This is a genomic window from Paenibacillus sp. FSL R7-0312 (assembly GCF_038004445.1).
Lineage (GTDB): Bacteria > Bacillota > Bacilli > Paenibacillales > Paenibacillaceae > Paenibacillus_AQ.
Window position 1 is genome coordinate 1,927,765 of record NZ_JBBORE010000001.1, and the last position, 26,952, is coordinate 1,954,716.

A 26,952-nucleotide genomic window follows, 5' to 3' on the forward strand; every position below is an offset into this window, starting at 1 on the left:
AGATGACGTTAGAACCTATAGAGAAGCAGCCGGGCAGAGGCCTGTTCGTGATGAAATGCGGCGGGAGTACGCTGGCTGCGCTGCCGGATTCGTTCTTTGAGGATTTGCGGGAGCTGCAGCGAAGCGGGGTTCAGCCTGTCATTGTTCACGGCGGCGGTCCGGCGATCTCGGGGAATCTGGAGAAGCTCGGCATTGAGAGCAGCTTCGTGAACGGCCTGCGGGTGACGACGGAAGAAGTGCTCGATGTGGTAGAGATGACGCTGGCCGGAAGCATTAATAAGGCGATTATCCGCCGGATTCAAGCCATCGGCGGGCAGGCGCTCGGATTATCCGGCGTTGACGGCAACCTGATTATGGCGCGTCCGGTTGCGAACAGCGATGTATTGGGTATGGTGGGCGAAGTAACCGAGGTCAGAGCGGAGATTGTGACGGGTATCCTCGCGATGGGTTACATCCCGGTAATCGCACCTATCGGTGTAGATGGCGGGGGTCAACGTTACAACATTAATGCGGACACAGCTGCCGGAGCGGTGGCATCTTTTGTGGGATCGCCTACGATGATCGTGGTTACGGATGTACCGGGAATTATGCGTGAGCTGGACGGAGAGAAGGTTGTGCTTCCGTCCGTGACGGTGGCGCAGATTGAGGCGCTGATTGCGGATGGTGAAATCTACGGCGGAATGATTCCCAAAGTGCGTGCTGCGATGGACTGCATTCAGGGCAAGGTGTCCGAGGTTGTCATTGTCGACGGCAAAGAGCCGAATGTGCTCAGCCGGGTGCTGCAGGGTGAAGAGCTGGGGACGCGGATTGTCCGATAATTATGCAGTTAGCAGCTAAACTGCTAGAGTGGGATAGATAGTGCAATGTTGAATTGATTGGCATCTGGCTGATAGGTACTTGGTAGAGCAGAAAGTAAATTAGAGGCGCTGACGGTAATCCGGCAGCAGCATGGTGGGAGAGTGACTGAGAATGAGTGAGCTTACAAAGTTGGGCAAGGATTCTTTGACGGGGGCGCCGCAGGAACGTTCTGTGGAAACGAAGGAACAGGGGGCCGCTACTGCTCCTGCCAAGCTGAGTGCGGTATTCCCGTCGTACGCCAGATATGATATTAGTCTAGTCAAGGGCAAGGGCAGCTGGGTGTGGGATGATCAGGGCAACAAATACCTGGATTTCATGTGCGGACTCGCTGTAACCAGCCTGGGCCATGCTCCGGAGAAGGTCGGCGCGAAGCTGAAGGAACAGATTGATACGCTGTGGCATGTCTCGAACCTATTTCACATTCCGGGCCAGGACAGGGTTGCTGCGCTGCTTACCGCTAACAGCTGTGCGGATCAGGTGTTCTTCTGTAACAGCGGAGCGGAAGCGAATGAAGCAGCGATTAAGCTGGCGCGCCGGTATCATCAGAAGGTGAAGGGTGCGGACCGCTACGAAGTAATTACATTCGAGCAGTCCTTCCACGGACGCACGCTGGCTACGTTAACAGCTACAGGTCAGGCGAAGGTAAAAGAAGGCTTCCTTCCGCTTCCGGCAGGCTTCAAGACTGTGCCTCTCCATGATCTGGAGGCGCTGAAGGCTGCAATCACGGAGCATACGGCAGCGATCATGCTGGAGATGGTGCTGGCCGAGGGCGGCGTTATTGAGGTGCAGCAGGATTTCCTGGATGCTGTAGTCGCGCTGTGCAAGGAGCATGGACTGCTGCTCATCGTGGACGAAGTGCAGACTGGCATGGGCCGTACAGGCAAGCTGTTCGCCCATCAGCATTATGGCATTGAGCCGGATATCTTCACCTTGGCCAAAGGCGTGGCCAGCGGTTTCCCTGCCGGTGTTATGCTGGGCAAGGGATATCTGCGTGAAGCATTCAGCCCGGGCAGTCATGCGACTACCTTCGGCGGCACACCGCTGGCCGCGGCGGTCATGGAAGCGACGATTGAGACGATGCTGGAAGACGGGCTGGCGCAGCGTGCTGCTGAGATGGGCGATTATCTGACCGGCTTGCTCAGAGAGAAGCTGGCGGACACAACCTTCGTGAAGGATATCCGCGGCAAAGGCCTGCTGATCGGAATTGAATGTGCAGAGCCTGTGGCCGAGATTGTGCTGGCGGGACAGCAGCGCGGATTGCTGTTCGTCCAAGCCGGACCAAATGTCGTTCGCCTGCTGCCTAATTTATACGTAACCCGCGAGGAGATCGACCAGGCGGTGGACATCCTTTCGGAACTAATTCATACTTATGCTAATAGAGCAAACGGGGAGGCAGATTCATGAGTCAGGGAACAACGGGTGTTACAGAGGCTATTGCCGCACAGCTCAAAGGACGTGACCTTCTGGAGCTGAATGATTATAGCCCGGAGGAAATCACGTATTTGATTGATTTGGCGATTGAGCTGAAACGCAAAGCTAAGAACGGTGAAGTCTACCAGCCGCTGCTGGGCAAGACGATCGGGCTTATTTTTGAGAAATCTTCTACCCGTACACGTGTGTCGTTTGAAGTGGGGATGTATCAGCTGGGCGGCCATGCGCTGTTCCTCAGCAAAAATGATATCCAGCTCGGCCGCGGTGAGACGGTTGGTGATACGGCGCAGGTGATGTCGCGTTATCTGGACGGTATCATGATCCGTACCTTCGGCCATGATAAAGTGGAAGAATTGGCCCGTTATGCATCTGTTCCGGTTATCAACGGCCTGAGCGATCTGGCGCATCCGTGCCAGGTTCTGGCGGATTACCAGACTGTATACGAGCACAAGGGCAAGCTGAAGGGCTTGAAGCTGGCATATATCGGCGACGGCAACAACATGGCGCATTCCCTGCTGATCGGCGGTGCCAAGCTGGGTGTACATGTCTCGATCGCCGGACCGGAAGGATATGAGCCTGACGCAGCTGTAGTGGCCGAGGCGCGCGAGATCGCTAAGGAGACAGGTTCGGTCATCACCGTTACCCGCAGCCCGCAGGAGGCGGTACAGGACGCTGATGTGATCTATACGGATGTATGGGCGAGCATGGGCTTTGAGGCTGAACAGCTGGCGCGTGAAGCGGCGTTCAAGGATTATCAGGTCAATGAGGAACTCGTGAAGGGTGCCAAAAGCGACTATCTGTTCCTGCACTGCCTGCCGGCCCACCGTGAGGAAGAGGTCAGCACCGGTGTCATTGACGGACCGAACTCCGTCATCTTCGATCAGGCGGAGAACCGCCTGCATGCGCAGAAGGCGCTTATGGCTGCTTTGATGGGCTAGACTAGTACAACCAGAACTAAAGAATTGATTTAATACAACAAGGAAGCAATGGATGTATTCAGAGCAATGAATGTATTCAGTTCCAAGTGAAATTCAGTGATAGTTGTATACTGTGCAATTAAAAACAGCGAAAAGGGAGGCTTGCCTCTTATAACTGTAGTCTGTACAACTAAATCTGCCCGAATAGGTGAAAACCGCGTGCAACGGGCATTATAATTGTATGAAATACAACTAAATGGGTAATCGGTTGAAAATCAGACGATTTAGTTGTATAAAGTACAATTAAACCTGCATATACACCGTAATCGGGTTACTGCAAACCCTCAGCAAGCGATTTACCAAAGTAGTTTTCACTAGTTTAAATCTGACATTGTACTAAGCCTATATAAGTCCTGTTAGTTGTTTGAATCGTAGAGTAAAACAGGGGTAAGCCTGTTTGGATCTTATCTTATATACAAACCTATATAAGATGAACTGGATTGAAATAAGAGGGGTAGAAGGATCGAAAGGGGATTTTGGAACTGTAGGAGCGTTAGCGTCCGCCTTTGTCTCCGGATATTGTCCGCTACAGCGGTATATTCAAAGATATCTGGAGACAACAGCGGCCGGAAGTCCAAATATTCTCTGCAGTGACGTCCAAAACCCGATTATGAGATTGCAGTTGATCTTATAACCTCCCCCACAACGAAAGGAAGTTAAACCCCCATGGCAAAAGAAAAAATCGTACTCGCCTATTCCGGCGGATTGGATACCTCAGTCATTCTGAAATGGCTGAAAGAAACGTATGACGCGGAGATTATTGCTTTTACAGCCGATATCGGCCAAAAGGAAGAGCTGGACGGCCTGGAGGAAAAAGCGCTGGCGACCGGCGCCTCCAAAGTCTACATTGATGATCTGCGCGACGAATTCGCGAATGATTTCATCTACCCGATGTTCCAGTCGGGTGCGCTTTATGAAGGCCAATACCTGCTGGGTACAAGCATTGCCCGTCCGCTGATCGCTAAGCGGATGGTGGACATCGCCATCGCCGAAGGCGCAACTGCCATTGCTCACGGGGCAACCGGTAAAGGGAATGACCAGGTGCGTTTCGAATTAAACGCCGCTGCCTTGTCACCAAGCATCAAAGTAATTGCACCTTGGCGTCTGGAAGAGTTCCGCAACCAGTTCCCGGGACGTGCGGAAATGATCGCTTATGCTGAAGCCAATGGCATTCCGGTGCAAGCATCAGCAGCCAAGCCGTACTCGATGGACCGCAACCTGTTACATATCAGCTATGAGAGCGGCGTGCTGGAGGATCCTTGGTTTGATCCAAGCGCACCGGAGAACAAAGAAATGTTCCTGCTGTCGAATGCGCCGGAGGATGCTCCGGATGAAGCGGAATATCTGGAGCTGGACTTCCTGAAGGGCGATTGCGTAGCGCTGAACGGCGAACCGTTATCCCCGCTGCAAGTCATGGAGAAGCTGAATGAGCTTGGCGGTAAGCATGGCATCGGACGTGTGGATATGGTGGAGAATCGTTTCGTCGGCATGAAGAGCCGCGGCGTGTACGAAACACCGGGCGGAACGATCCTGTTCACCGCTCACCGCAAAATGGAGTCGATCACCATGGACCGTGAAGTCATGAATCTGCGCGACAGTCTGATCACCCGTTACAGCACGCTTGTGTACAACGGCTTCTGGTTTGCTCCTGAACGGCTTGCCTTGCAGGCTCTGGTGAAGGAAAGCCAGAAGAACGTAACCGGTACTGTACGCGTCAAGCTGTACAAGGGCAACATCATCGGAGCCGGTGTGAAGAGTCCGGTCAGCCTGTACAACCCGGATATCGCTACTATGGAAGCAGATCCTACACAGGCATATGACCAGGGAGATGCAACTGGCTTTATCCGTCTGAATGCTCTGCGCCTGAAGGTATCGGCCGGCGTAGCAGAGTCCAACAAGTAGCAGCATATAGCCGCTTAGCGGTTTTTCAAAATATAAGAATGTATACAGCATCACACAATATAAGCGGACAGAAGAAGGCCGTTCCTCCCATCCGGACAGGGGCGGCCCTTCTAACGTCAATCGAGGAGGAAACAACAGGTGAGCAAGCTGTGGGGCGGACGTTTTACCAAAGGAACGAACAAGCTGGTGGAGGAGTATACGGCTTCCATCGGATTCGACAAGGCACTTGCGGAAGAGGATGTGCAGGGCAGTCTGGCGCATGTTACGATGCTGGGCAAATGCGGGATTCTGCCGCAGGATGATGTGGAGACGATCAAGAACGGACTGAATAAGGTATTGGATAAAGTGCGTGCGGGAGAGATTGTGTTCTCTGTAGCCGATGAAGATATTCATATGAATATTGAAAAGAATCTGATCGAAGAGATCGGCCCGGTCGGCGGCAAGCTGCACACCGGCCGCAGCCGCAACGATCAGGTAGCGACGGATATGCATCTCTACTTGCGTAACCGTGTAGTAGAGCTGGTGGCTCTCCTGCATGAGCTGCAGGACGCGCTGATCGGGCAAGCCAAGGACAATGTGGAGACCATTGTACCGGGCTACACCCATTTGCAGCGCGCTCAGCCAATTCTGTTCGCGCATCATCTGCTGGCTTATGTGTCCATGTTCCGCCGCGATGCGGAGCGCCTGACCGACAGCTACAAGCGGATCAATGTGCTGCCGCTGGGTGCAGGGGCGCTGGCGGGAACAACGTTCCCAATTGACCGCCACTTCGTGGCAGAGCAGCTTGGCTTCGACAGCGTCTATGAGAACAGCCTGGACGCTGTCAGCGACCGTGACTTCATCGTTGAGTTCCTGGCCAACGCAGCGCTGGTGATGACTCACCTGTCCCGGCTCAGCGAAGAGCTGGTGCTGTGGAGCAGCACGGAATTCAGCTTCGTGGAGCTGGACGATGCCTTCTGCACCGGCAGCAGCATCATGCCGCAGAAGAAGAACCCGGATGTGCCGGAGCTTGTGCGCGGCAAGACAGGCCGCGTCTACGGCAACCTAATCGGACTCCTGACCGTGCTCAAATCGCTGCCGCTGGCCTATAACAAGGATATGCAGGAAGACAAGGAAGGCATGTTCGATACGGTAGCCACCCTGACAGGAGCATTGCAGCTGTTCGCGCCGATGATCTCTACGATGAAGGTGAACAAGGTGCGGATGCGCGAAGCCGTCAACACCGACTTCTCCAATGCGACCGATATCGCTGACTTCCTGGTGGGCAAAGGCCTGCCTTTCCGCCAGGCGCATGAGGTTATCGGCAAGACCGTATTGTACTGCATCAATGAAGGCAAATTCCTGCTGGATCTTACCCTGGAAGAATTCAAACAGTTCTCGCCGCTGTTCGATGATCAGATCTACGCTGTACTGCAGCCGGAGGCGGTTGTGAACGCCCGTAACGTATACGGCGGCACAGCTACTGTTCAGGTGCAGGCAGCGATTGAACGGGCCGAGGCAGCTCTGCAGGTGGCGAATGAATGGGTTGTGAAGCATGGGGATGCTGCACAATAAGAAGCAGCTAGGCTGGCAGCGGATATAACTGAATCAACAAGTGGAAACGATACGGATCATTTATTGTGCAAAGCATATAAATTCTTATCTTTTCAAAAAGACTGTCCTCTACCGCATCGATAGGATGCGGGAGGACAGTCTTTTTTTGCAGGAATGAAGTTATAATTCACATACGCTGTGGGTATCCGCTTACAAGTCAGCGGACTTTACTTGGCCGAGTGGCAGCCAGTTCAGTACATCACGGATCTTGGTATCCCAATACCCCCATTCATGCTCGCCAGGCCCTTCCTCGTAAGTCAGTGACAGCTTGGTCTTGGAGCAGGCCTTACGGAACGTCTGATTGTCCTCATAGAGGAAATCCTCGGTGCCGCAGCATTGATAGAGAAGGGGCTTCGGCCCTTTGGAGCGGTCTGCTTCCTTCAGCAGCCACAGCAGGTCTTCAGGAGTGCCTGCAATGTCCTTGTCTCCAAAAATTTGCATATACTCCTTCGTCTTCTGTGATTTATCTTCCCAGTTCATGAAATGATGCGCCATATCGAGTGCCCCCGACAGACTAGCAGCAGCGGCCCAGTTCTCGGGCTTGCGCAGTCCCAGCTTCATCGCTCCATAACCGCCCATCGACAGTCCGGCTACGAAGTTATCCTCGCGTTTCGCCGACAACGGGAAGAACGAACGGGCCAGCGCCGGCAGCTCCTCGCTGATAAAGCTCCAATACTGTCCGCCTGCCGCCATGTCGGTATAGAAGCTGCGGTGGACCTGAGGCATAACAACGGCAATGCCCATCTGCGCTACATAACGCTCAATCGAGGTCCGGCGCAGCCAGATTGAATCATCATCGGACAAGCCGTGCAGCAAATACAGTGTAGGGTGAAGGTTCCCCCGTGACACGTTACTCATTCCGATCTGTGTAGTGGTCTGCTGCGGCAGAATCACGGTCATCGAGGTGTTCAGCCCCAGCACTTCCGAATAAAACTTGCATTCGATTAAAGCCATTTGCATATCCCCTTTCAGCCCAAATAATAGCACAGCCGCTAAGCGATATAAATTGTAGAAATCTCTAGATTTATTCCTTGTAAGCATTGCTGGTGCCGGAGTTGAAAGAATATAATGGAAGTAGGTAGAAAGATTCAGAGAGACAGGGGAATGTACAGGACTGTAGACAGGGGGGCTCCCCAGGAGCGGATTGTTGTATCCGGTAATTTTCCTGATAACAGCTATTTAAGAACGCAGTTCAATAGAGTACGGGGAGCGAACAGGATGTCTTGGAGAGACAAGTGGAACCGAAACCGAGAGCGGGGCAAGGAAGAGGGATTTACGCTGATTGAGGTGCTGGCAGCCATCGTGATTTTGTCGATAGTTTCCCTGGTGCTAACCTCCTACTTCACCAATGCGCTGTCCTATTCGAAATCAAACCAGAATAAGACCATTATGGTCAATCTGGCGCGTAATGCGCTCTTTTATATGGAGAAGCAGGATTTTGAGAAGCTTGAGCTATATTTTAGAGGGAGACCCGGATCAGGAGCACAACCCGAGATCATAGGACACCCGGCGATTAAAGCTGCTGGTTGTGTGCCCTTGACACCAACTGTAAGCTGCAGTGTCTATAGTAGTGCAGTTAATGATGTAACAACTTTGGCGAAGGTCCTGAATCCTACTATAAATAACGTCAATTATCATATAGATATAGAATATCAGTCGTCCTTGCATCAAGGGATGATCGGCTCCTCCGATCCGGTTGAACAAGCCACTGCGGAATTTCTTTTGCCGGTTCGAATTAAAGTAAAGGATTCAGGCAAGGGTGGGATTAATGTCAAGGAGACAGTTGTGGAGGGGTATATTACCGATGAGAAAATTCGTTGATCTTCTCCGCAGGGAACAGGGTTTCACACTTATTGAGCTTATTGCGGCGCTCTCTTTGTTCTCTCTGGTATCCGGACTGATCTATGGCGTGATGATGTTTGGTGTGCAGAGTTATCAGAGAGTTACGATGGAGAATACATTGAGGGATGAAAGTGACCTGTTGATGTCTGCTATTATTACTGAAATCTATACCTTTGCTCCAAGTACTGTGCGTTCAGGCACGAATCAAACTATATTTCTACAGAGAGACAATATCAATGGAGGAACCGATGAGGTGGAGATTGGAATAGCGGGCGGACAGTTGGTGATTAACGAGATTCCTGCATCAAACCCGGCTTCAAATCCGGTAACTCCAGATCCTGCAGATTCTCTAGCAACTCCGGTACCAGCGGATACCTACAATACACGTACTTCGACTGATTCGAAGCTGGGTTCAGCTTCATCTATCACTCTGGAGTGCAGTGCGAATACAATACAGCCATGTGAGAGTGGTTTGTTGAATATCAATCTTTCACTGATCTTGGAGCGGGGCGACAATACACGGAAGCTTGATCTTGAGAGCAAATTCGGATTCTAGGGGCGATGGGCTGAAATGAAATGTAGCAAAAAGAAAAAGGGCAGCGTATCTCGGTTTGTCGCCAATATAGAGTCGGAACGCGGTTCTGCTCTTGTACTGGTCATGTTCGTGGTTCTGCTCCTTACGATTCTAGGGCTGGCGGTTCTTGGTGCAACAGTTGGGGGAGCGACGCGAAGTGAAACGAGGGAGAATGATGTGCAGTCCCTGCATCTTGCCCAGAAGGGGCTTAATGAAGCTGCTGCCTATATCCAATCTGAGCTGCAGGGACTCAAGCTGGAGGATATTGATCCGCAAAGCTTGGGAGATATTCTCGGAAAATTGGATGACAATAAATCGAGTCTAAAAGTAGCTACTGAATTACAATCTACCAGCAGCGGTTCGGTGGATGGTATTGAATACGATGATACTAAGAATAAACAGGTAGGGAAACAGTCTATTCAATACACGATTACTATTAGCTCCAAGGCTGTGGTTAACGGGGTGGAGCGGACATTGAGGCAGCAGGTCATTATTGACAGCTATCCGGACTTTCTCAAGTACGTGTTCGGTACACAACAGACGCTTAGACTTAATGGATCGCCTATCCTCAAAGGCAATGTATATGCTGGGGAGAAGCTGCTAGTAACCAATACACCTTGGTACACGTATTTGGGAAGGAGATATCCTGAGGTCACCTTGGATTTCCCTAAGGTCACAAGTAATACTGAGGGTAAAGCCCCGGGAGAGATACATGTCCAGTCAATGAGCAGCATCAAATACAAGGAGAGTATTCAGCCGGGTACATCCGAAGATCAGGAAAGTGATATGACCTCTCTACCTGAGACGGAGACCGCAAGGAATGACATTTTAAATAAGATTCTGCATGTGAATTCGGCCAATATCAAAATTAAAGAGAAGAACAAATTTGTCCAGATTAACGTAGAGGAGTCGTTCTTCGATAAGCTGGCACAGGGGCTAACCCTCTCGAAAGATGAGGCTACTCAAAAAACACTAAGAAATAGCATGCGCGCACAATATAAACTTGGCATTGCGAATCTTAACTCCTGGATCGTTGCGCGTCCAGAGGCTACACAAATTCAAGGAATGCCGGTAGCTCCGGCCAAGGTGCTTCCGGATGCTGAGGAAGCTGTCGTTGAGCAATACCAAAAGGATTTGAATGATTATAATATGAAACTCCAACAGTTGGAGACTCTGGATTCTACAATTATCTTTAATGGGAATTTGGTCGTTGATGGTTTGGCCTATAAGAAACTGTTCTATCCGCCGGAAACGTCTACTCCAAATGACCCCAAAAGCGGAGGCGTGCCGCGGTGGTTCATAGTAGCCGGAAATTTGGAGATAAATAACTTTACCGCGGATTTTTTACCGGTCCGGGCCAATATATTAGTTACGGGTAATGTGAAAATCAAAGGGAATGTTGAATTCGATTCAACAATGCTGGTGTTGGGAGAGACGACAGTAGAAGATGCCAACGTAAAGGGCATACGAAGCAGTAACGGATCGAATAATGAGGAGACTAAAGAACTGGTACTGATCTCCAAAGGGAAAGTGCTTATAAACCGCCTTCATGCCTTTGCTGTAAACGAACCAAGCGTAGAAGAAACGATGGAAGCTTTTTTCTACACAGACTCCAGCGGAGAATTGTATGGCGTAGGTTCTATGTTCCACCTGATAGGCGGGTTTTTCGCCAAAGGCAACCTGACAGTTAATGCAGTGAAAGGAAACGTTAATGAGCCCAATCCACGCACAGGGAATCTAGTCATCTCCCAAGCGGCTGCACCAGAGCGTTTTGTGATAGATTATAAACCGGATATTTATGAGAATCAGCAGTCCAGCTTACCCAGAGTACAAACCGTTAATGTAAATGTCGGACCTATGCAACTGGTGAACTGAAGATCTGCAATAAAAAAGGAGCCATTTCGCGGCAGTATCAACTGCGCAAAATGGCTCCTTTTAGTTTAGATTTTTTTAATAACGGTCATCCGTATCAAGAGGGTTTACTTTGACAAGAATAGTTGCTTTGATTAATGGGTTATTGGCATATTGAACAGTTACCAATGTACTTCCGCTTTTGTGGGCATGAATTTTCCCACGGTTGTTTGAGTCCACCGGAGTTTGGAAGGAAGCAATACCTGAGAAGGTGCTTTCCCAATCCAATTGATTTCGTACATCATCCAGAGTGATTTCTCTTGGCGAGAACCAGAGAAGCTGATCCAGATATCTGGAATCCCCGACGTTCATTTCCACTATAGTACCGGTGAACTGCATATCAGTTAGAACCAGCGATTCAATCTTGATTTGCTTGGTCCTGGTGATGCCTCCTGCCGTAACAGAAATAGTGACGATATCCTTCGGCGCAATGCCTGTTAAATTATACTTGGTGTCATTAGTATCGGTTGATGCTTTGGTTAGATTAGCGAATTGATCACCATCCCCCACGAGGCTCCAATTAATTGTGTAGTCATCCGCATTATTAGGCGCAAAATTCTTTAGGTTTAATTCAATAGATTTACCTACAAATACACTGCCGGCACCTTCAATGGTAAAGTCCGTTAAAGGGTTGGTGATGGTAACTTTTTTAGTAATAGGTGTGCCAACTGTATTACTATTGCTGTTTGCTGTTACCGTGATGTAGTATTCTCCGCTTTGAGGCGCATTGAAAGTTCCAACAGGTGAAGCTGGACCCGTTGTTGTCAGGTAATTGTTAACCGCGTTCCCGTCAGAATGTGCGACAGTCCAGATATAGCGTACATCTGTTTCCACCGGGTTGCTGGTATATACAACAGTCAGGTTTATAGGTGAGTTAACAGTTCCTGACTCCTCACCAGTAAGTGTTATAACGCGTATTGGTTCAGGAGGCTCAGGGTTTCTTACAGTAATTGTTGCTGTATTGCTGATAACGTTGCTTCCATCTTGAGCCGTAGCTGTAATTCTAGCCTCGCCGGCAGCTATACCTTTAATTACATCATCGCTTGTGAATTCGATGACATTGCTGCCGCTGACAATTGTCCACAGGAGCGATTTGTTCTCTTCCGCTACATCCGATGGCTCTATCGCCGTCACTAAGGATTGAAGTGATAACGGGCTGTCAACTAATATGGTTTCATCCCGTACAGTTATTTTAGTGATTTCAATAATTACTTCGAGATCAACTCTAGTGAACGTCAGGGTCACACTTATTATTGGTGCCGGAGTAGCCGTTGGTGTTGCGACAGCAGTAGTAGGTGCAGGTGTGGCTGTTGCGGTAGCTACCGGAGTAGCCGTCGCTGTAGGGACTGCCGTTGGTACTGCGGTAGCGGCTGGCACTGTAGGTAAGGTGCCTTCAAAAGGAGAATAACCTATTCCAATTCCGTTAGAGCCTATAGTTATCAAAGATTCACCAATAATATTGCCATTAAAGTTGCCAGTAAGATTGATATTAGCTAATGGAGCTAGTATAGATTGGTTAATATCACCGTAACTTTCAACTGTCAAGGACTTCGCTTGATAGAAATTAAGTATTATATGGTTATTGCTAACTCCACCTGTTATAAATACACTGCCATTTATAAACCTGATTGATTCACCGGCAATATTAATCAACACAGTAGAATCTGCTGGTGCATTAATTTTTAGGCTGTGCAGATTAATATTACTTAAATTACTTGGTTTTACATTGAAGATGTTTAAATCTTTATTCTTACCGGTTACATCAAGATCGCTTTCCTCATTAACTGTAATATCATTCCCTGCTAAACTTGCCAGATATGCAGAGCGGCTAATGAGCTGTGAACCAATTGTTGCGAAGTCCAACGGAGAACCTTTAGTAATATTTGCTCTTTCTTGTTCAGATAAATAGGCATGCATTTCAATATTATTTCCATAGTATCCTTTGCCGGAAATTGACCCGCCCCAAGAGCCCCAGTATAAATCATTTCCAACGACTAGAACTGCATCCGTTAGTTTATCACCTAGGGTAAATGATTGTGCTTTTACGTTTCTTCCTGCAGCAGTTCGACCCCTATTTTGAAAACTATTGTTATCATAACGTATATCTTTCAGCATAAAGACTGTGTAATCCTTAGCAATTCCAAGACCTGATATAGGAGCAGTAGAACCCGGGAACACCGGAGGAGCTATGGTCGGAACAGGCGTTGGTGCAGCCGTTACTATTGGTGTTGGCGTAGGAGTAGGCGTCGGTGCTGGCGTTGCTGTAGTTACAGGTTCAGCAACAGCATGGATTTCATCAAACGTAATGCTGGAGTTATCCAGGACATATTTCTGCGCAGCCTTAGGTATGAAGCTTAAGGTGAATTTATAGATAAGCGGGTCTACTGTACTGTTAGGGTTGACAGGCTTATAATATTTGACTCCATCTACTGTAGTTAACAGGAACTTGATGTCATCAAAGGTTGCTGTAATAGTGTAACCCTCTTTGAGACTACCAGTCCTGGTGAAACCTTGCGGCAGTGCTTCTGCACTGATTTCAAGATTTGGAGCAAATGTTTCCTCATAGCGCAGGTTGGAAATCACCAGGTTGTCTTTCCCTTGATGTGGAGGTTGAACTTCCGTTAAAGGTAATGTTTTTGGAGTAATGCTGTAGTCTATCGTTACCGTCTTGTCTCTACCTATTTTGGTAGCAGATTGACTTCGGCTAATCGATAAAGAAGAATCCACCTTCTTTACGGTCAGGGGAATGGTAACTGGCGAAGCGGAAGCACCCTGGTCGTCTTGTGCCGTAATCACAATTTGAATATCCCCGCTCTCAGAAAGCGGATTTCGGAAGGTCTGAGTAATTGTTTCTTCCGATCCTACGCGCCGGTCTTTAATAATATAATCCGGGCTGGTCATTTCCGTTCCATTCACAATAAATTTTAGACTGGTAGTCACGCTGCGGTCCTTCAGATCCAAATCGTCTACTGAATAGCTTACAGTCAGCTTATCTTGATAGGACGGGATAACAGTTCCTTTGTCAGGTGTATAAACGGTGATACTGGGAGCGTGATTAGAACCCATAAATGCTCTGTACATAGTATTAACGAAAAGTTTCTGTTCCCAAGCCGGGAACACTGTCTCGGAGCCCGATCCAAAAAGGTGGCCGGTGCCGGAATAGGTTACATTGCCTTTGGAATAAGTATAGTAGTGGTTCCAGCTATCATCGGGTGTCCGCTGGTCCTTATCGCTAGACTCGCTGATAATGTTATACCACGGCACAACTGTCGGATCTTCCAGATCGAGAGTGAAGTACTGGTTATGTGTTTTTGCTACCTTAGGCACATCTACACTGGACTGTGCACCGTCGCTATTCTGCTGACTCAGGTAAAAAGGATATTGCATAAGCAAGCCATCGTTCACCGGTTTTACTTTGGTTGATGGATTAAGTGCATTATGGCCGAGATTGATAACAGGGTCCTTTTGGCCCGTAATTTCTTTGAAGTTGTTTACCCAGGTATTTCCGCCATAAAGGTTAATGACAGTGTCATGTGTGAACATAACGCTTTGGTGGGAGATCCCAATAAAATTTTTCACTGCTTCTATAGATCTAGTCTTCATGATTGCTTTTAAGTAATATTCATCACGGAAACCGAACAATAACATATCATAGACGCCATTGAGGCCATAGTTCTGAGTTTTTGTGTAGGTGTTCTCAACATAAGAATTGAACTCATCCATAGTCATAACAGTAATATCTAAAGAATAGTCAGTTGAAGCGAGATAATCCTGATTCATGTTTACAGTTTTTTTCAAACTGCTTTCAGGAATAGTGCCGGTTCCGGCGGGAGTAACCTGGAGAACCTTTACAACGGTCCTCTCATTCCGGTAACGGATACTTCCGCGTTCAAAATCTTTTAATTGCAGGGTACTGGTAGGATTGCTAATTTCAAGCTTCCAGTACAACAGCCCTGAGAAAGTCCGGGGGAGCGTATACTCCAGTGTTCCGGTAGCCTTATTCACTTTAACAGAAGTGACAACCTGCTGTTCACTCATGGCAATGGATTTATCGAGGTTAATGTATAACTTGGCTGTCAAAGGATGACCCTCAAGGTCTATAGTGTTGCTGACGCTGAAGTTGAATTTCAGCTTGTCACCTGGAACATAAATCTTCCCGTCTGTGGTTGCCGGAACGTAGTTTTTGATCTCACTGCTGTTAGTAATTTCAAGTTGTGGGCGTTGCTTCAGTATGGAACTGTCGGTCTTCAGACCATTAAAGAAATCAGTCAGTCCATTATCATTCAAAAAAAGAACATTGCTTTTTTTAGCTGCAGAGCTGCGCAAGGGATTGAAGGTTTCATAGAGGATGCCTTTGCTGGCGCCTGACTTCTCCTGATTTAAAAAGGTTTGCTCATGGAAAATTACATACAAGCCCTTATCAATGAAGAGCTTAGTAATATCGTCCGCCCGAAGACGCGTAATATCGTTCTGGACTGCCGAGGTATTCATTGCTTTGGAGCGGACAGAAGGGTCCGTATCCTTAAGATTACCCAGGGTTACGGGACTGTAGGTACCTTTACCTATGTAAATGCCGTCATATTGTCCATCCAGATCATCGCGTAATGCTACAAATCTCTTCATGCTCATGGTAACGACTGTAAAGTCTGTCAATCCGGTCTTGAGGGAGGATAACTGGCTTGCACCGTCTTCCGTGACTTCAAGCAGGCGAATCGGATAACTGGCCGGGCCAGCGTCAATTTTGGATACCATACTCCAGACGATACCAGCCATGATCAAAACCAGTGGAAGGCTAAGCATAAGCAGCAGTCTTTTTCGTTTCAAGACCTTCATCGCGATCTCTCCCCATTAGTTATAAATAACACAAAATATGTCATATAAACTTCTATTTTGCCTTATAAAGGCTGCAGTTTAGGTCGGTTTCCGTTGTAAAATTATCCATTCTATGCTATATACATTCTAGGACATATTTAGTAGATAGGCAATTAAAAGATATGCATATTCACCTAGTAAACTGAGACTAAATAACTATAAAATTTAAGATATTTTTCAGGTAAATAATCGATACTCTGAGTTCAGAGGGTTAGAGTGATTAGTTTGTACTAAGGTCAAAAATAAAGCGCTCTGGAGTGAGACGGATATGGCTATCATGAAGAAGAGACTGGGAGATTTGCTTGTAGAAAACGGGATTATCTCTCAAGAACAGCTTGAAGAAGCGCTAGTGGAGCAACGTAAAACCAAACGCAAGCTGGGAGATCTTCTAATTAATCAAGGGTATATCACTGAGCAACAGCTCATTGAAGTGCTGGAGTTTCAGTTAGGTATTCCCCATGTAAGCCTGTTTAAATATCAAATTGACCCGGCGATCACGCAGATTATCCCTGAGAGTATGGCTAAACGCTATCAAGTGCTCCCTTTCATGAAGGAAGGCAGCAAGCTGATGGTAGCGATGGCAGATCCCTTGGATTATTTCGCCATTGAAGATTTGCGCATGAGTACCGGATTCCGGATTGAACCGGCGATTTCCAGCCGGGACGAGCTGACAAGAGCGATAGCCAGACACTATGGCATGCGTGACTCTATGAGCCAGATGATGGTCGAGCTTCCTACGCAGGAGGAAATAGAAGAAACAGAAATTACGGATGAGGATTCACCGATTGTTCGTCTGGTCAACCAGATGATTCAGCAGGCAGTTTCTTTACGGGCTTCGGATATTCATGTCGACCCGGGTGAGAATAATCTCTCGATCCGTTACCGGATTGACGGAACTTTACGTACAGAACGGATCATTCCTAAGCAAATGCAGGGTTTTATAACCGCAAGACTTAAGATTATGGCCCGCTTGAATATAGCAGAACGGCGATTGCCGCAGGATGGCCGGATTAAAATGCAGTTTGACTACAAGATGGTCGATATACGTGTCTCTTCGCTTCCTACTATGCATGGTGAGAAGATCGTACTGCGGCTGTTGGATCTGAGTACCGGAGTGAAGTCAGTAGATACACTGGGATTCACTGACGGTAACGCGGAAGCCTTCAGAGATATGATCAGCAAGCCATACGGAATACTCCTGATTACAGGCCCGACGGGTAGCGGTAAATCAACAACCTTATATTCAGCCTTGAGTCAGTTGAACACTGAGAATGCAAATATTATTACCATTGAAGATCCGGTGGAGTATCAGCTTGAGGGCGTTAATCAGGTACATGTGAATCCGGCGATTGGCCTGACCTTCGCAGCGGGCCTCCGTTCCATCCTCCGGCAAGATCCGAATATCGTTATGGTAGGGGAAATACGGGATACGGAAACTGCAGAAATTGCTGTGCGCGCTTCGCTGACAGGACATCTCGTATTGTCCACATTGCATACAAATGATGCCATCAGCACGATCTCTAGACTGCGTGACATGGGTGTTGAGCCTTATCTGATTGCATCTTCGCTACTGGGGGTTGTCGCTCAGCGTCTGGTGCGCAAAATATGCCCGGATTGCAAAGAGGAACACAAGCCTACTGAACAGGAAGCCATTATGTTACGGCGCTATAGCCTGCCTGCTGAGGTGATATACCGCGGCAGAGGCTGCGGTAACTGCAACAATACGGGCTACCGGGGACGAATTGCCATACATGAGGTACTGACCATTAATGATCGTTTGCGGCAGCTGATTACCGACTCTGCTTCCATTGAAGAACTCCGTGCAGCTGGAAGAGAACAGGGAATGGTACAACTGATGGAGGACGGGTTCATCAAAGTGTCCAAAGGAATTACAACATTGCAGGAAGTAATGCGTGAGACGGTATCGCATTAGTTAGGGGGAGTAAGAATGCCATTATTCAATCGTGATATTGTTCAGCTGCTGCACATGGCCGTTACTTCCAAAGCTTCAGATTTGCACATATCTGTTGGATCCCCACCGGTTATGCGGATAGATGGGATGCTTCATACGCTGGATGGAGAGAATATCGCCCCCGAGGAATCTGCAAGCATGGCGGATACTTTGCTTGGCAGCGGCAGGAGTGAAATCTTCCGAAATACTGGAGAAATGGATTTCTCTTATCCTCTGGACAACGGAGTCCGGTATCGTGTCAATGTGTATAGGCAAAGAGGGGAAGTCAGTATAGCGGCGCGGGCAATACCTGTAGAGATCCCGACTCTTGAACAGTTATCATTGCCTCCCATACTCTCCAGTCTTGCCATTAAGCCGCAGGGATTAATATTAGTAACGGGTCCCACAGGCAGCGGTAAATCCTCAACACTTGCCGCAATGCTGAATCATATCAACAGGACAGAACGCAAGCATATTGTGACTCTGGAAGATCCGATAGAATTCCTGCATACCCACGGCACTTGTTTAATAGATCAGCGTGAGGTGGGAAGTGACACGGGCAGCTTCGCCAGCGGATTACGGGCTGCGCTCCGGCAGGACCCTGATGTGATTCTGGTAGGGGAGATGCGCGATCTGGAGACGATGTCGGCAGCAGTTACGGCTGCGGAGACCGGACACCTTGTGATGGCCACTCTACATACGACAGATGCACCGCAGACGATCGACCGGATTATTGATACGTTTCCAGGCCATCAGCAAGGTCAGATCCGTTCACAGCTGGCCTCGGTTCTGCTGGCGGTACTCTCGCAGCGCCTGTTCCCGCGGGCAGGAGGCCGGGGGCGGCTAAGTGCAACGGAACTGTTAATCAATACTCCGGCTGTGGCTAACCTAATTCGCACGGAAAAGACCCATCAGCTCAAAAATGTGATGCAAACCGGGCGTTCACTCGGAATGCACACGCTTGAAATGAATATCCGTGAACAATTGCAGTATGGGCTTATTAAACCCGAAGCTGCCAGTGCTTATCTCACGGAGGTGGGCAGCTAATGCCGCAGTTCGAATATCAGGTTAAGACTCATGCCGGAAAGCAATTGAAGGGGAAGCTCACTGCAACGGACAAGGCCATAGCGATGGAGGAACTTCGTAAACGCGGATTGACAGTGTTCTCGCTTGTAGAACGCAAAACTACGATCCTGTCTATGGAGATTTACATCGGGAATCCGGTCAAGACGATTCATTTCATTATTTATTGCCGCCAGTTCGCTACGCTGATGCGTGCTGGTGTTTCTATCGTGGATGCCACCCGAATATTAGCGGAGCAGACAGAGAGTAAACCTCTACGCAAGGCATTGCTGGAGGTGAATTCCAGTTTGTTAAGAGGGACGGCGTTCTCGCAAGCGATTCAGGACCATAAGAAGATATTCCCGCCCCTCTTCGTCAGTATGATTCGCGCGGGTGAGGAAACAGGTGATCTGGAAGGAACGCTTGAGCGGCTTGCTGTATATTTCGAGAAGCAGCATACAACTACCGAGAAGATCAAATCAGCACTCACTTATCCAATCACAGTTGGAGTTATGGCCATTGCGGCCGTGGTATACCTTCTCTGGGCGATTGTGCCCCAGTTCGTCAGTATGTTTGAGTCAATGAATGCAGAACTGCCCGCTATTACCAAGATGGTACTGGCACTCAGCAAAAGCATTCAGGGACAATGGTATATTTGGTTGCTGGTAATTATTCTGCTCATAACTGCCTATCAGTTTGCCAAACGGACAGATCGTGGTGCGTATGCGCTTGATTATGCCAAGCTCAAGATTCCAGTGTTCGGCAAGCTGAATCAAAAGGGCTCTATTGCACAATTTACACGAACCTTCTCTTCGTTGTATGCCAGCTCCGTGCCCATTCTTCAATCGCTCGCGATTGTGGAAGAAGTGGCAGGTAACCGGGTAATCGGCGGATATATTCGCAAGGCTAGTGATTCTCTGCGCCAGGGTAAGCCGTTGTCAGAGCCGTTGAAGAAAGCCTGGGTATTTCCGCCGCTGGTTACGCAGATGATTGCCATCGGTGAGGAGACGGGGGCGCTGGATCAGATGCTTTCCAAGGTTGCTGATTTCTATGAAATGGATGTAGAGAATACCGTTGACCGTCTGAAATCACTGCTTGAGCCGTTGCTTATTGCTTTTCTGGCAGGGGTGGTTGGAATCATAGTAGCATCGATCATGCTTCCTATGTTTAGTATTTACAGCAATATTTGAGTGTGGTGTTCCTTGTGTGAAATTGAGAGGGGTGAAGCCAATCGGGCGGACTCAAAGTGAGAAGGATGCTTTGGGTAGCTTGAGGATAGGACAAGTACATTTCTATGACGGTTGACTAGCAGCAGGAATCACTGCAATAGCAGAGTATCAGTTCTATTCAATTATCACACCACTATCGAGGGGGAGTTAAGATGTTGGCACAAGCAATTCGTAAGAAATTGGGCAAGGTAGTTAAAGAGGAAAAAGGGTTTACGTTGATTGAATTATTGGCGGTTATTGTAATTATGGGGATTATAGCAATTATAGCTATTCCAATGATTAGTGGTCTTATTAAAAATACAGGTGATAAGGCAGATTTGGCGACTGCCCGGCAAGTTTATGAAGCCTCGCGTATGTATATTACTACTGAGCTTGATGGTACTATCGGGACTCAAACTATTGATGTTATAGGTACTGCCGCAAGCGGGACGACTAAAGCTACAGGTCTTCAAGCATTAAATTTTCTAGAAACTCCATTAGTATTACCTAGTACTAAAGAAAATATCGTAACAGGTTCTATAATTTACTATTCTAACGGAAAATTAGCTGATAATTCTTCTGGATATGCAGTTATGCTAAAAGACAGCTCTACTACTCCAGTAGTTAAAACATTTACTGCAGAGGAAATTTTAGAATCAAAATTAAAATAATTTAATTTCCAACCAAGGAATCGGAATTCCCGATTCCTTTTTTAAAATTCACCAGACAGGAACCGTTGAACTATGACGATTTTTCTAGCAAGTTACATCACGCTTATCGGTCTGATTCTGGGCTCGTTTTTTAATGTAGTAGCCTTGCGTATACCGGCAGGCGAATCGCTTCTGCGGCCGCCCTCGCATTGTCCAAGCTGTAACACACAACTGAAAGCAAGAGATCTTGTGCCTGTCCTAAGCTATTTGTTCACTCAGGGCAAGTGCCGGCATTGCGGGAGCAGGATATCACCGTTATATATGCTTGGTGAACTAGCGACAGGCTTATTATTTCTATGGATGTATCTGCAGTTTGGCCTAACGGGCAAGGGGATCACAGGTTTTCTATTGGTCAGTCTGGCGGTGATTGTATCGGTGTCCGATCTTAAGTTTATGCGGATTCCGAATAAGGTTCTGCTGTTTTTTCTCCCATTACTCTCTATAGCAGTGCTGCTGTTTCCTGAAACTTCACTAGGCTCTCATCTGTTGGGAGCAGCATCGGGAGGCGGTATACTGCTCTTGTTAGCCTTGTTTGGCGGAATGGGCATGGGGGATGTGAAGCTGATGGCATTGCTGGGTCTGGTGCTGGGATTCCCTAATGTCATTCTGGCCTTTCTGATCGCCTGCCTGTTAGGGACTATGGTTGGCGGTACTTTATTGCTTACCGGACGCATTCAGCGCAAGCAGCATATTCCTTTTGGACCCTGGCTGGCAGCAGGAGCGCTACTTGCCTTCTCATACGGGCCACATCTTATCAGCGGTTATCTTGCGCTCATTCGTTAGGAGGAACTCTAGAGCATGTTTGGATTAGGTCACAGAGCGGCCGGTATCTCCATTGAGCAGACTGGAATCCGCTATATCAGCTTCAAGAATAACAATAAGCAGGTTCACAAAAAGAGATTCATTTCCCTGCTTCCGGGGATGATTGTAGAGAATCAGATCGCAGACAGGGAGGCTCTGCTTGACCGGTTGAAGCAATGGGTCAAAAATAAGGGCCTGCGCGGCAGTGTAGTGGATCTGTCGATTCCTCCCTCACAAATGATTGTCCGTAAGATGATGATTCCCAGTATCGGCGACAAGCAAATTGACCAGCTTGTGAAGCTGGAGGTGGAAACCGGGCTGCATCTGCCGTTCGAGAACCCGGTATATGATTATGTGATTACCGGTCAGGATGAGGGGCAAAGCCAGTTAATCATTTTTGCGGCGCCGCGTAAGGTCGTTCAGGATTATGTGGATGTTCTCGAAGCTGCCGGTCTGCGGATCAGGAGTGTGGAAGTAACAGCCACTGCGCTTGCGCGAAGTATTGTGGCAGGTTATGGACATGAATTCAGTGAGACAATGCTGATTCACCTGGAGCAATCTTTGCTGGATATTTATATGTTCCGCAGTGGGAATCCTGTATTCATGAGAACCATTAATCTGGTCGATCTGACGCATGAGCAGCCCCTGAACCTCCAAAAGGAGCTGCCATTTCTGGCTGAATCCGAAGTTGCAGCTGCGTCACAGGAATACCTCTCTACCGAGCAAGTCGTAGAAATAACAGCAGAAATTTCCCGTATGCTCAGCTTCTATCAATACAGTCTGCATGATGGTTCCACGCGGATTACAGAGATGCTGATTACCGGGTCTCCGGAGATGCGGGTACAGCTGCAGCAGGAACTACAATTGGCGCTTCCGGAGATGGCAATCGCACCCATTGCTGTGGACCAATTCTCACAAGGGGCGAAGCCGGATAGCAGTCTTAATGATTACAGGATTGCTGCCGGAGCGGCACTGCGTGACAACAAAATCCGCAGCATTAATCTTTTGCCCCGTGAAGACCGGGAAACGATCGTTTTTCCTTATTTCGCTATATCCCTAGCGGCAATATGGATTCTGGGTGTTGCCGGGACAGGCATTCTATATGCATCTGCCCAGGGGCAATATGCGGAGCGGAGTGAACAGATTCAAGCTTATCAGGATCAGAATGCAATGCTTCAGGCAGAGTTAGCCGGATTAAACAACAGGAATCCATCATCGGGAGGTCTTGATCGGACAGCTGTTATTGAAGCGATGTCGGCCAACCGTTCGGATGCCGCAGCCGTTCTGGACGAATTGCAGGCGGGTCTTCCTTATGGCGCAGTCATCAGGGACATTAATTATTCGTTCCAGGGAGAAATCGCCCTTTCAGTGAACTTCACGGCAATGGAGCATAGCACAACTTATTTGACTGCATTACGTCAGATGTCGTTCTCCAAGGGAGCCTCTATTCAGAAGCTGACTGAAGGAACTCAGAATTCCGGCAATTCTCTTGCCAAATACACCGCTGTCTACAGGGTGGATATGACACCTGTGGAAGAACAGAATGTAGACGCCCAGACACCGGCGGAAGGAGGAACGGATAGCAGTGGAACAAATCAATAAATACCGTTCGTCCATCGTACTCGGATTGCTCGTTTTGTTCCTGATTCTGTTTGCCTTCTATATGTTCGCGATACGTCCCGTGAATGACGACATAGACCTGCAAGACAATGAGTTCTCGATGCTTCAGCAGGAGAAGGAAATCCTGGCGGATAAGATCAATGAGCTTAAAAGTGCAGAAGCAGGGCCAGATTCAAGTGAAGACACTGCCTTGGCAGCAATCCCGCAGGGCGATGACAGCGAAGGGCTGATTCTGGATTTGAAGAGCATTGGCAACAGCTCCCACGCCAGATTGAAGGATATTGGATTCTCGCTGACAGAAACTAACGGAATTAGCTCATGGACAGGGATTCCCCCGGAGGCTACCGGAAGCCTGAAAGAAATTAAAATGGCAGCCATTGTTGAGGGAGGCTATGCAGAGATTCACGAATGGTTAAAGCAGCTTCATGACCTTCGGCGCGTCATCACCATAGACTCCTTTTCCTTCCAGCAGCCATACGAATTCCCTACATTGACGAAACCGGGCAGCATTCTGACCGCGAATGTTTCCTTTACCGCTTACTATGAAGCTGAAGCCGCTGCGTCACAGCCTCAGTAATTAAGGTGATTCGTGCTATATAGTTCCATTTATTCCAGCTCTGGCCCCTATAAACAGGAGGGCGGAGCTTTTTTATGCTGTTTTGGGGTTTAACCGTTTACACATGGGGTAGTATTGGGTATTTTAGCTTACGGGCTATCGTAAGTTATATAGTACTTATCGCAGCAGTTGGAGAGAAATAGTTCTTCAATATATAAAACAGGATTACAAGGAGGCATTCAGAATGAACAAAAAAATGTTGATCGGTTCATTAGCACTATCACTGGGTCTGGTTTCTGCGGGAAGCGGAGCGCTCGCGGCTTCGCCAGCGGTGGGAATAGAGGGAGTAAGAACAGTAGCGGTGTCTGCACCAGGCAAGGAAGGTCCCGCTACAATCAATAATTTGACCGAGAAGAGTATTATTCCACTCATGGTTCATGCGAAGGCGATATACGCGTATGCAAGCCGGGGGGGCAGTGAATTCAATCCTGAGTTGTTTAATTATAATACAGTAGAGTACCGTTATCTCTCCAGTGATCTTGGCAGCAAGCAGCAACTGATGAACTATATTAAACGGGCATACACTCACAACGCCGCAGCCTTCTATCTGCAGACTCAATTTCTGGAGTATAACGGAAGAATGGCGCAGCCTAATGTAGATCTGGGCAACACGCTGGATTACAGCAGAGCCACAGCCCGGATGGTTTCAAAAACTGCACAGTCAGCAGTGTTCGAGCTCAGCGTACCGCCAGCAGGAACGACAGGTGTTAATGAGAATGTAGTGGTGAAACTCAAAAAGGTAAGCGGATACTGGAGAATTGATGTATCGCCGGCTACGGTTTTCTAGTTCGGGGATGGTAAGGAACTGTGCATAACTAAGAGGCCAACAGCTCTGCCGCAATCAGCGCAGCAGCTCCGCCGCACTCAGTGCAGCAGCTCCGCAGGATGAAGAATACCGGCAATCCGGCCCTGATCGGTCACGATAATGCAGTCGTTTCTCATCGGTTCGGGACGCTGCATGGCTTCGGCCCAGAGTAACTCAGCCGGGATGGAGATATCGGACACCAGAGGTTTGCGGTTCATCAGCTGCGATACGGGTTCATGGTAGAATCTGTCCATACCCATCCGTCCTGTAGCCTTGAGGAAAAAACGTTCGCACATGATCAGTCCAACCGGCTCATTATCTGTACTGCGGACGATGATGCATTTGGATTCCGGATGCTGAAACAGTACCCGCAGGGCTTCACGGCAGGTCATCGATGGCGAAACGGAAGGTGCTTGGCGGATGAGGGCGGACAGGTCAGTCGTTGATGCTGTAATCATAGAATTCATCCTTTCTGATAGGTTCTACTTTCAACTGTAGCGCGCAATCGTAAATTATAATGGCTTCTCCGGTAAGCCTTATGTAAAGGATGCCATTTTTATTAAAAAGCATGCTTGGGCTATAGTTTAAGTTTCCGCCGAATGTTACGCACGAACGGCTGTGCCTCCCTTTTATAAGGAGGGCACAGCCGTTTTTACTTGCAGCAGCTTATTGGCCCTTTACCCCGTCCTCCACCAGCTGTCTGCCCGGGGATTCCGGCAGCGTAGATTTGCTCATGCCTCCACGGTTGATGGCAATGACGCGTTTCTGGGCGTAGTAGACATCACGGGAGAGCTTCGTCTTCTCCTTGGCTTTACCGTCAACATAACGGGTAATGTAGGTCTCCACTACATAGCCGGTTTTGCCGGATTGCAGTACCCTTGTTCCGCCCTTCGGGAGCGAGGCATCGCTCACATACTTGTCGGTGGGAGGAAGTGCCTCAACAGTGCGGGATTCTAAGGAATAAGTAACGTTTCTCGGAAAAGTGCCGAACAGCTTGACGGTCAGCGTGCGGCCCTTCACTTCGGACTTGATTATCAGATGTTTGCCGGTATTGTTGCGGAAACGGAAGTTGATATAGCCCTCGGCAAAAGTGGCATCCTGGCCTTTGGGCAGATAGCTGACCGGAAGTGAATGGTTGCGCCGTTCAACGATCTCAAGCCCGGAGCGCAGCGCGGCATTATACAGAGTGCTGGAGACCTGGCAGATTCCCCCGCCCGTGCCGGGCTGCAGCTTGCCGTTGACAATCACCGGAGCCTCGCGGAAGCCATATTCTGCCTGGGCCTTCTGGATCGCTTTTCCGTAATCGAAAATAGCACCAGGCGGCAGTATGGTCCCGTTGACGGCTTTGGCGGCAGCCTCCACATTGAAGCTGCGCCCGGGTCCGCTGGCCCCGAGTGAGGTGCTGAACTGGGTGATTTTGCGCTCGATGCCTTGATCCCTCAGCGCCTGCAGCGTGACATTCGGCTGCTTGACCGTTAAGGGCACCTCCAGCAAAATGCGTTTCCCTTCCAGTGCCCCGTTGCCGGCAAGCCGGGTGGGTACGGCCGCCTGCAGGGCGAGCTCCAGCGCATGCCAGTCTACCTCGAAGGAGGTGGTCCCTGGAGTATAGACGACACGGTCATCACTGGTAATCTGCCGCACTGCGTCGACAGGAACGCCGAAGGATTCTTTTTCCCATGCCGGACTTAGGCTGTTCATAAGCTGCGAAATCTCCAGATGAATTCCGATATTCCAGTTCCCGTTCCAATTGTACCGGGCCTGTACCCGATCCATTAGCGGACCATCCGTCAGCGTCTTCAGGGCGCGCCGGAATTCCTGGGCTTCATAGGTTACCCCTGCTTGCTGCAGTGAGACACTCAGCCCGGTATCCCCCTTGGCCTTCAGTGTGAGCGGCGTAGCTTCCAGCGCCTGAAGTTTTGCCTCCAGCGCGGCCCGCACCTGGGCGATGTCCTGACCGCTGATATCCCAGCCGGCAATGGATGTTCTTTTGGGCAAGGTGGTCTGGGAGCCATATAAATGAAACCCTCCGGCGACCAGCGAGCCGGCCAGAATCAGGCCGAAACCCGCGATGAGGGCAGCGTGTACTTTTTTCATAAGCAATCTCCTTCTGTAGGGGCGGATTTGCGCCGGAAGCGGCACGGGCCATGGAATCAAGTCTTAAAGAACGCCTGGGAATACCGATATATATAAGAACAGAAGCTGGAGTGAACCTGATATTT

20 protein-coding genes are annotated in these 26,952 nt (G+C 48.8%); 16 read left to right on the forward strand and 4 right to left on the reverse strand.

Features of this window, described 5'->3' with window-relative positions; all coding sequences use genetic code 11:
- The first annotated feature begins 2 nt into the window (after positions 1-2).
- The 5 genes from argB to argH all read left to right on the forward strand — a co-directional run bounded on the left by argB (position 3) and on the right by argH (position 6,722).
- A complete protein-coding gene (argB, locus tag MKX70_RS08370; protein WP_340839872.1) occupies positions 3-818 on the forward strand; it encodes an acetylglutamate kinase in 816 nt (271 codons plus the stop codon).
- 151 nt (positions 819-969) lie between these two features.
- Positions 970-2,262 (forward strand): aspartate aminotransferase family protein, encoded by a 1,293-nt coding sequence (locus tag MKX70_RS08375; RefSeq protein ID WP_340839873.1) that lies wholly within the window; start codon positions 970-972, stop codon positions 2,260-2,262.
- Positions 2,259-3,227, forward strand: coding sequence for an ornithine carbamoyltransferase (gene argF / locus MKX70_RS08380; RefSeq protein ID WP_042140216.1), 969 nt, complete (start codon positions 2,259-2,261; stop codon positions 3,225-3,227). The genes MKX70_RS08375 and argF overlap by 4 nt, the downstream gene beginning before the upstream one ends.
- 705 nt (positions 3,228-3,932) lie before the next feature.
- Positions 3,933-5,168, forward strand: coding sequence for an argininosuccinate synthase (locus MKX70_RS08385; RefSeq protein WP_039302739.1), 1,236 nt, complete (start codon positions 3,933-3,935; stop codon positions 5,166-5,168).
- A 138-nt stretch (positions 5,169-5,306) separates the two neighbouring features.
- Positions 5,307-6,722, forward strand: a complete 1,416-nt coding sequence (gene argH, locus MKX70_RS08390) for an argininosuccinate lyase (RefSeq protein ID WP_340839874.1) — start codon at positions 5,307-5,309, stop codon at positions 6,720-6,722.
- 189 nt (positions 6,723-6,911) lie between these two features.
- On the opposite strand, the gene MKX70_RS08395 is transcribed toward argH, so the two are convergent.
- The gene (locus tag MKX70_RS08395; RefSeq protein WP_340781866.1) at positions 6,912-7,715 is read right to left on the reverse strand and encodes an alpha/beta hydrolase; all 804 of its coding nucleotides are present in this window, start codon (positions 7,713-7,715) and stop codon (positions 6,912-6,914) included.
- Between the two features lie 264 nt (positions 7,716-7,979).
- Here MKX70_RS08395 and MKX70_RS08400 point away from each other — a divergent pair, with 264 nt between their 5' ends.
- The 3 genes from MKX70_RS08400 to MKX70_RS08410 are packed head-to-tail and all read left to right on the forward strand — an operon-like array spanning position 7,980 to position 11,052.
- Positions 7,980-8,582, forward strand: a complete 603-nt coding sequence (locus tag MKX70_RS08400; protein ID WP_340839875.1) for a prepilin-type N-terminal cleavage/methylation domain-containing protein — start codon at positions 7,980-7,982, stop codon at positions 8,580-8,582.
- Positions 8,566-9,159, forward strand: coding sequence for a PulJ/GspJ family protein (locus MKX70_RS08405; RefSeq protein WP_340839876.1), 594 nt, complete (start codon positions 8,566-8,568; stop codon positions 9,157-9,159). Before MKX70_RS08400 ends, MKX70_RS08405 begins: the two co-directional genes overlap by 17 nt.
- A gap of 15 nt (positions 9,160-9,174) precedes the next feature.
- The gene (locus MKX70_RS08410) at positions 9,175-11,052 is read left to right on the forward strand and encodes a hypothetical protein (protein WP_340839877.1); all 1,878 of its coding nucleotides are present in this window, start codon (positions 9,175-9,177) and stop codon (positions 11,050-11,052) included.
- A 75-nt stretch (positions 11,053-11,127) separates the two neighbouring features.
- On the opposite strand, the gene MKX70_RS08415 is transcribed toward MKX70_RS08410, so the two are convergent.
- Positions 11,128-15,921: a DUF5057 domain-containing protein gene (locus MKX70_RS08415; RefSeq protein WP_340839878.1), complete on the reverse strand. Its 4,794-nt coding sequence runs from the start codon at positions 15,919-15,921 to the stop codon at positions 11,128-11,130.
- A gap of 307 nt (positions 15,922-16,228) precedes the next feature.
- Here MKX70_RS08415 and MKX70_RS08420 point away from each other — a divergent pair, with 307 nt between their 5' ends.
- The 8 genes from MKX70_RS08420 (at position 16,229) to MKX70_RS08455 (ending at position 24,715) form a co-directional block, all read left to right on the forward strand.
- Positions 16,229-17,893, forward strand: coding sequence for a GspE/PulE family protein (locus MKX70_RS08420; protein WP_340839879.1), 1,665 nt, complete (start codon positions 16,229-16,231; stop codon positions 17,891-17,893).
- A 15-nt stretch (positions 17,894-17,908) separates the two neighbouring features.
- On the forward strand, positions 17,909-18,958 hold the full coding sequence (locus tag MKX70_RS08425) for a type IV pilus twitching motility protein PilT (protein WP_340839880.1): 1,050 nt from the start codon (positions 17,909-17,911) through the stop codon (positions 18,956-18,958).
- On the forward strand, positions 18,958-20,163 hold the full coding sequence (locus tag MKX70_RS08430; RefSeq protein ID WP_340839881.1) for a type II secretion system F family protein: 1,206 nt from the start codon (positions 18,958-18,960) through the stop codon (positions 20,161-20,163). The genes MKX70_RS08425 and MKX70_RS08430 overlap by 1 nt, the downstream gene beginning before the upstream one ends.
- Positions 20,164-20,354: 191 nt before the next feature.
- Positions 20,355-20,852, forward strand: a complete 498-nt coding sequence (locus tag MKX70_RS08435) for a prepilin-type N-terminal cleavage/methylation domain-containing protein (RefSeq protein WP_340839882.1) — start codon at positions 20,355-20,357, stop codon at positions 20,850-20,852.
- A gap of 72 nt (positions 20,853-20,924) precedes the next feature.
- On the forward strand, positions 20,925-21,674 hold the full coding sequence (locus MKX70_RS08440) for a prepilin peptidase (RefSeq protein WP_340839883.1): 750 nt from the start codon (positions 20,925-20,927) through the stop codon (positions 21,672-21,674).
- Positions 21,675-21,689: 15 nt separating this feature from the next.
- Positions 21,690-23,294 carry a pilus assembly protein PilM gene (gene pilM / locus MKX70_RS08445; RefSeq protein ID WP_340839884.1) on the forward strand — a complete coding sequence of 535 codons (1,605 nt, stop codon included), beginning with the start codon at positions 21,690-21,692 and terminating at the stop codon, positions 23,292-23,294.
- Positions 23,278-23,889, forward strand: coding sequence for a hypothetical protein (locus MKX70_RS08450; RefSeq protein WP_340839885.1), 612 nt, complete (start codon positions 23,278-23,280; stop codon positions 23,887-23,889). The genes pilM and MKX70_RS08450 overlap by 17 nt, the downstream gene beginning before the upstream one ends.
- Positions 23,890-24,112: 223 nt before the next feature.
- On the forward strand, positions 24,113-24,715 hold the full coding sequence (locus MKX70_RS08455) for a DL-endopeptidase inhibitor IseA family protein (RefSeq protein WP_052416762.1): 603 nt from the start codon (positions 24,113-24,115) through the stop codon (positions 24,713-24,715).
- Positions 24,716-24,792: 77 nt separating this feature from the next.
- Here the strand turns inward: MKX70_RS08455 and MKX70_RS08460 are convergent, their stop codons facing one another.
- Both MKX70_RS08460 and MKX70_RS08465 read right to left on the reverse strand, forming a co-directional pair.
- Positions 24,793-25,191, reverse strand: a complete 399-nt coding sequence (locus MKX70_RS08460; protein ID WP_340781877.1) for a hypothetical protein — start codon at positions 25,189-25,191, stop codon at positions 24,793-24,795.
- A gap of 208 nt (positions 25,192-25,399) precedes the next feature.
- Positions 25,400-26,827 (reverse strand): VanW family protein, encoded by a 1,428-nt coding sequence (locus tag MKX70_RS08465; RefSeq protein ID WP_340839886.1) that lies wholly within the window; start codon positions 26,825-26,827, stop codon positions 25,400-25,402.
- Positions 26,828-26,952: the final 125 nt, after the last annotated feature.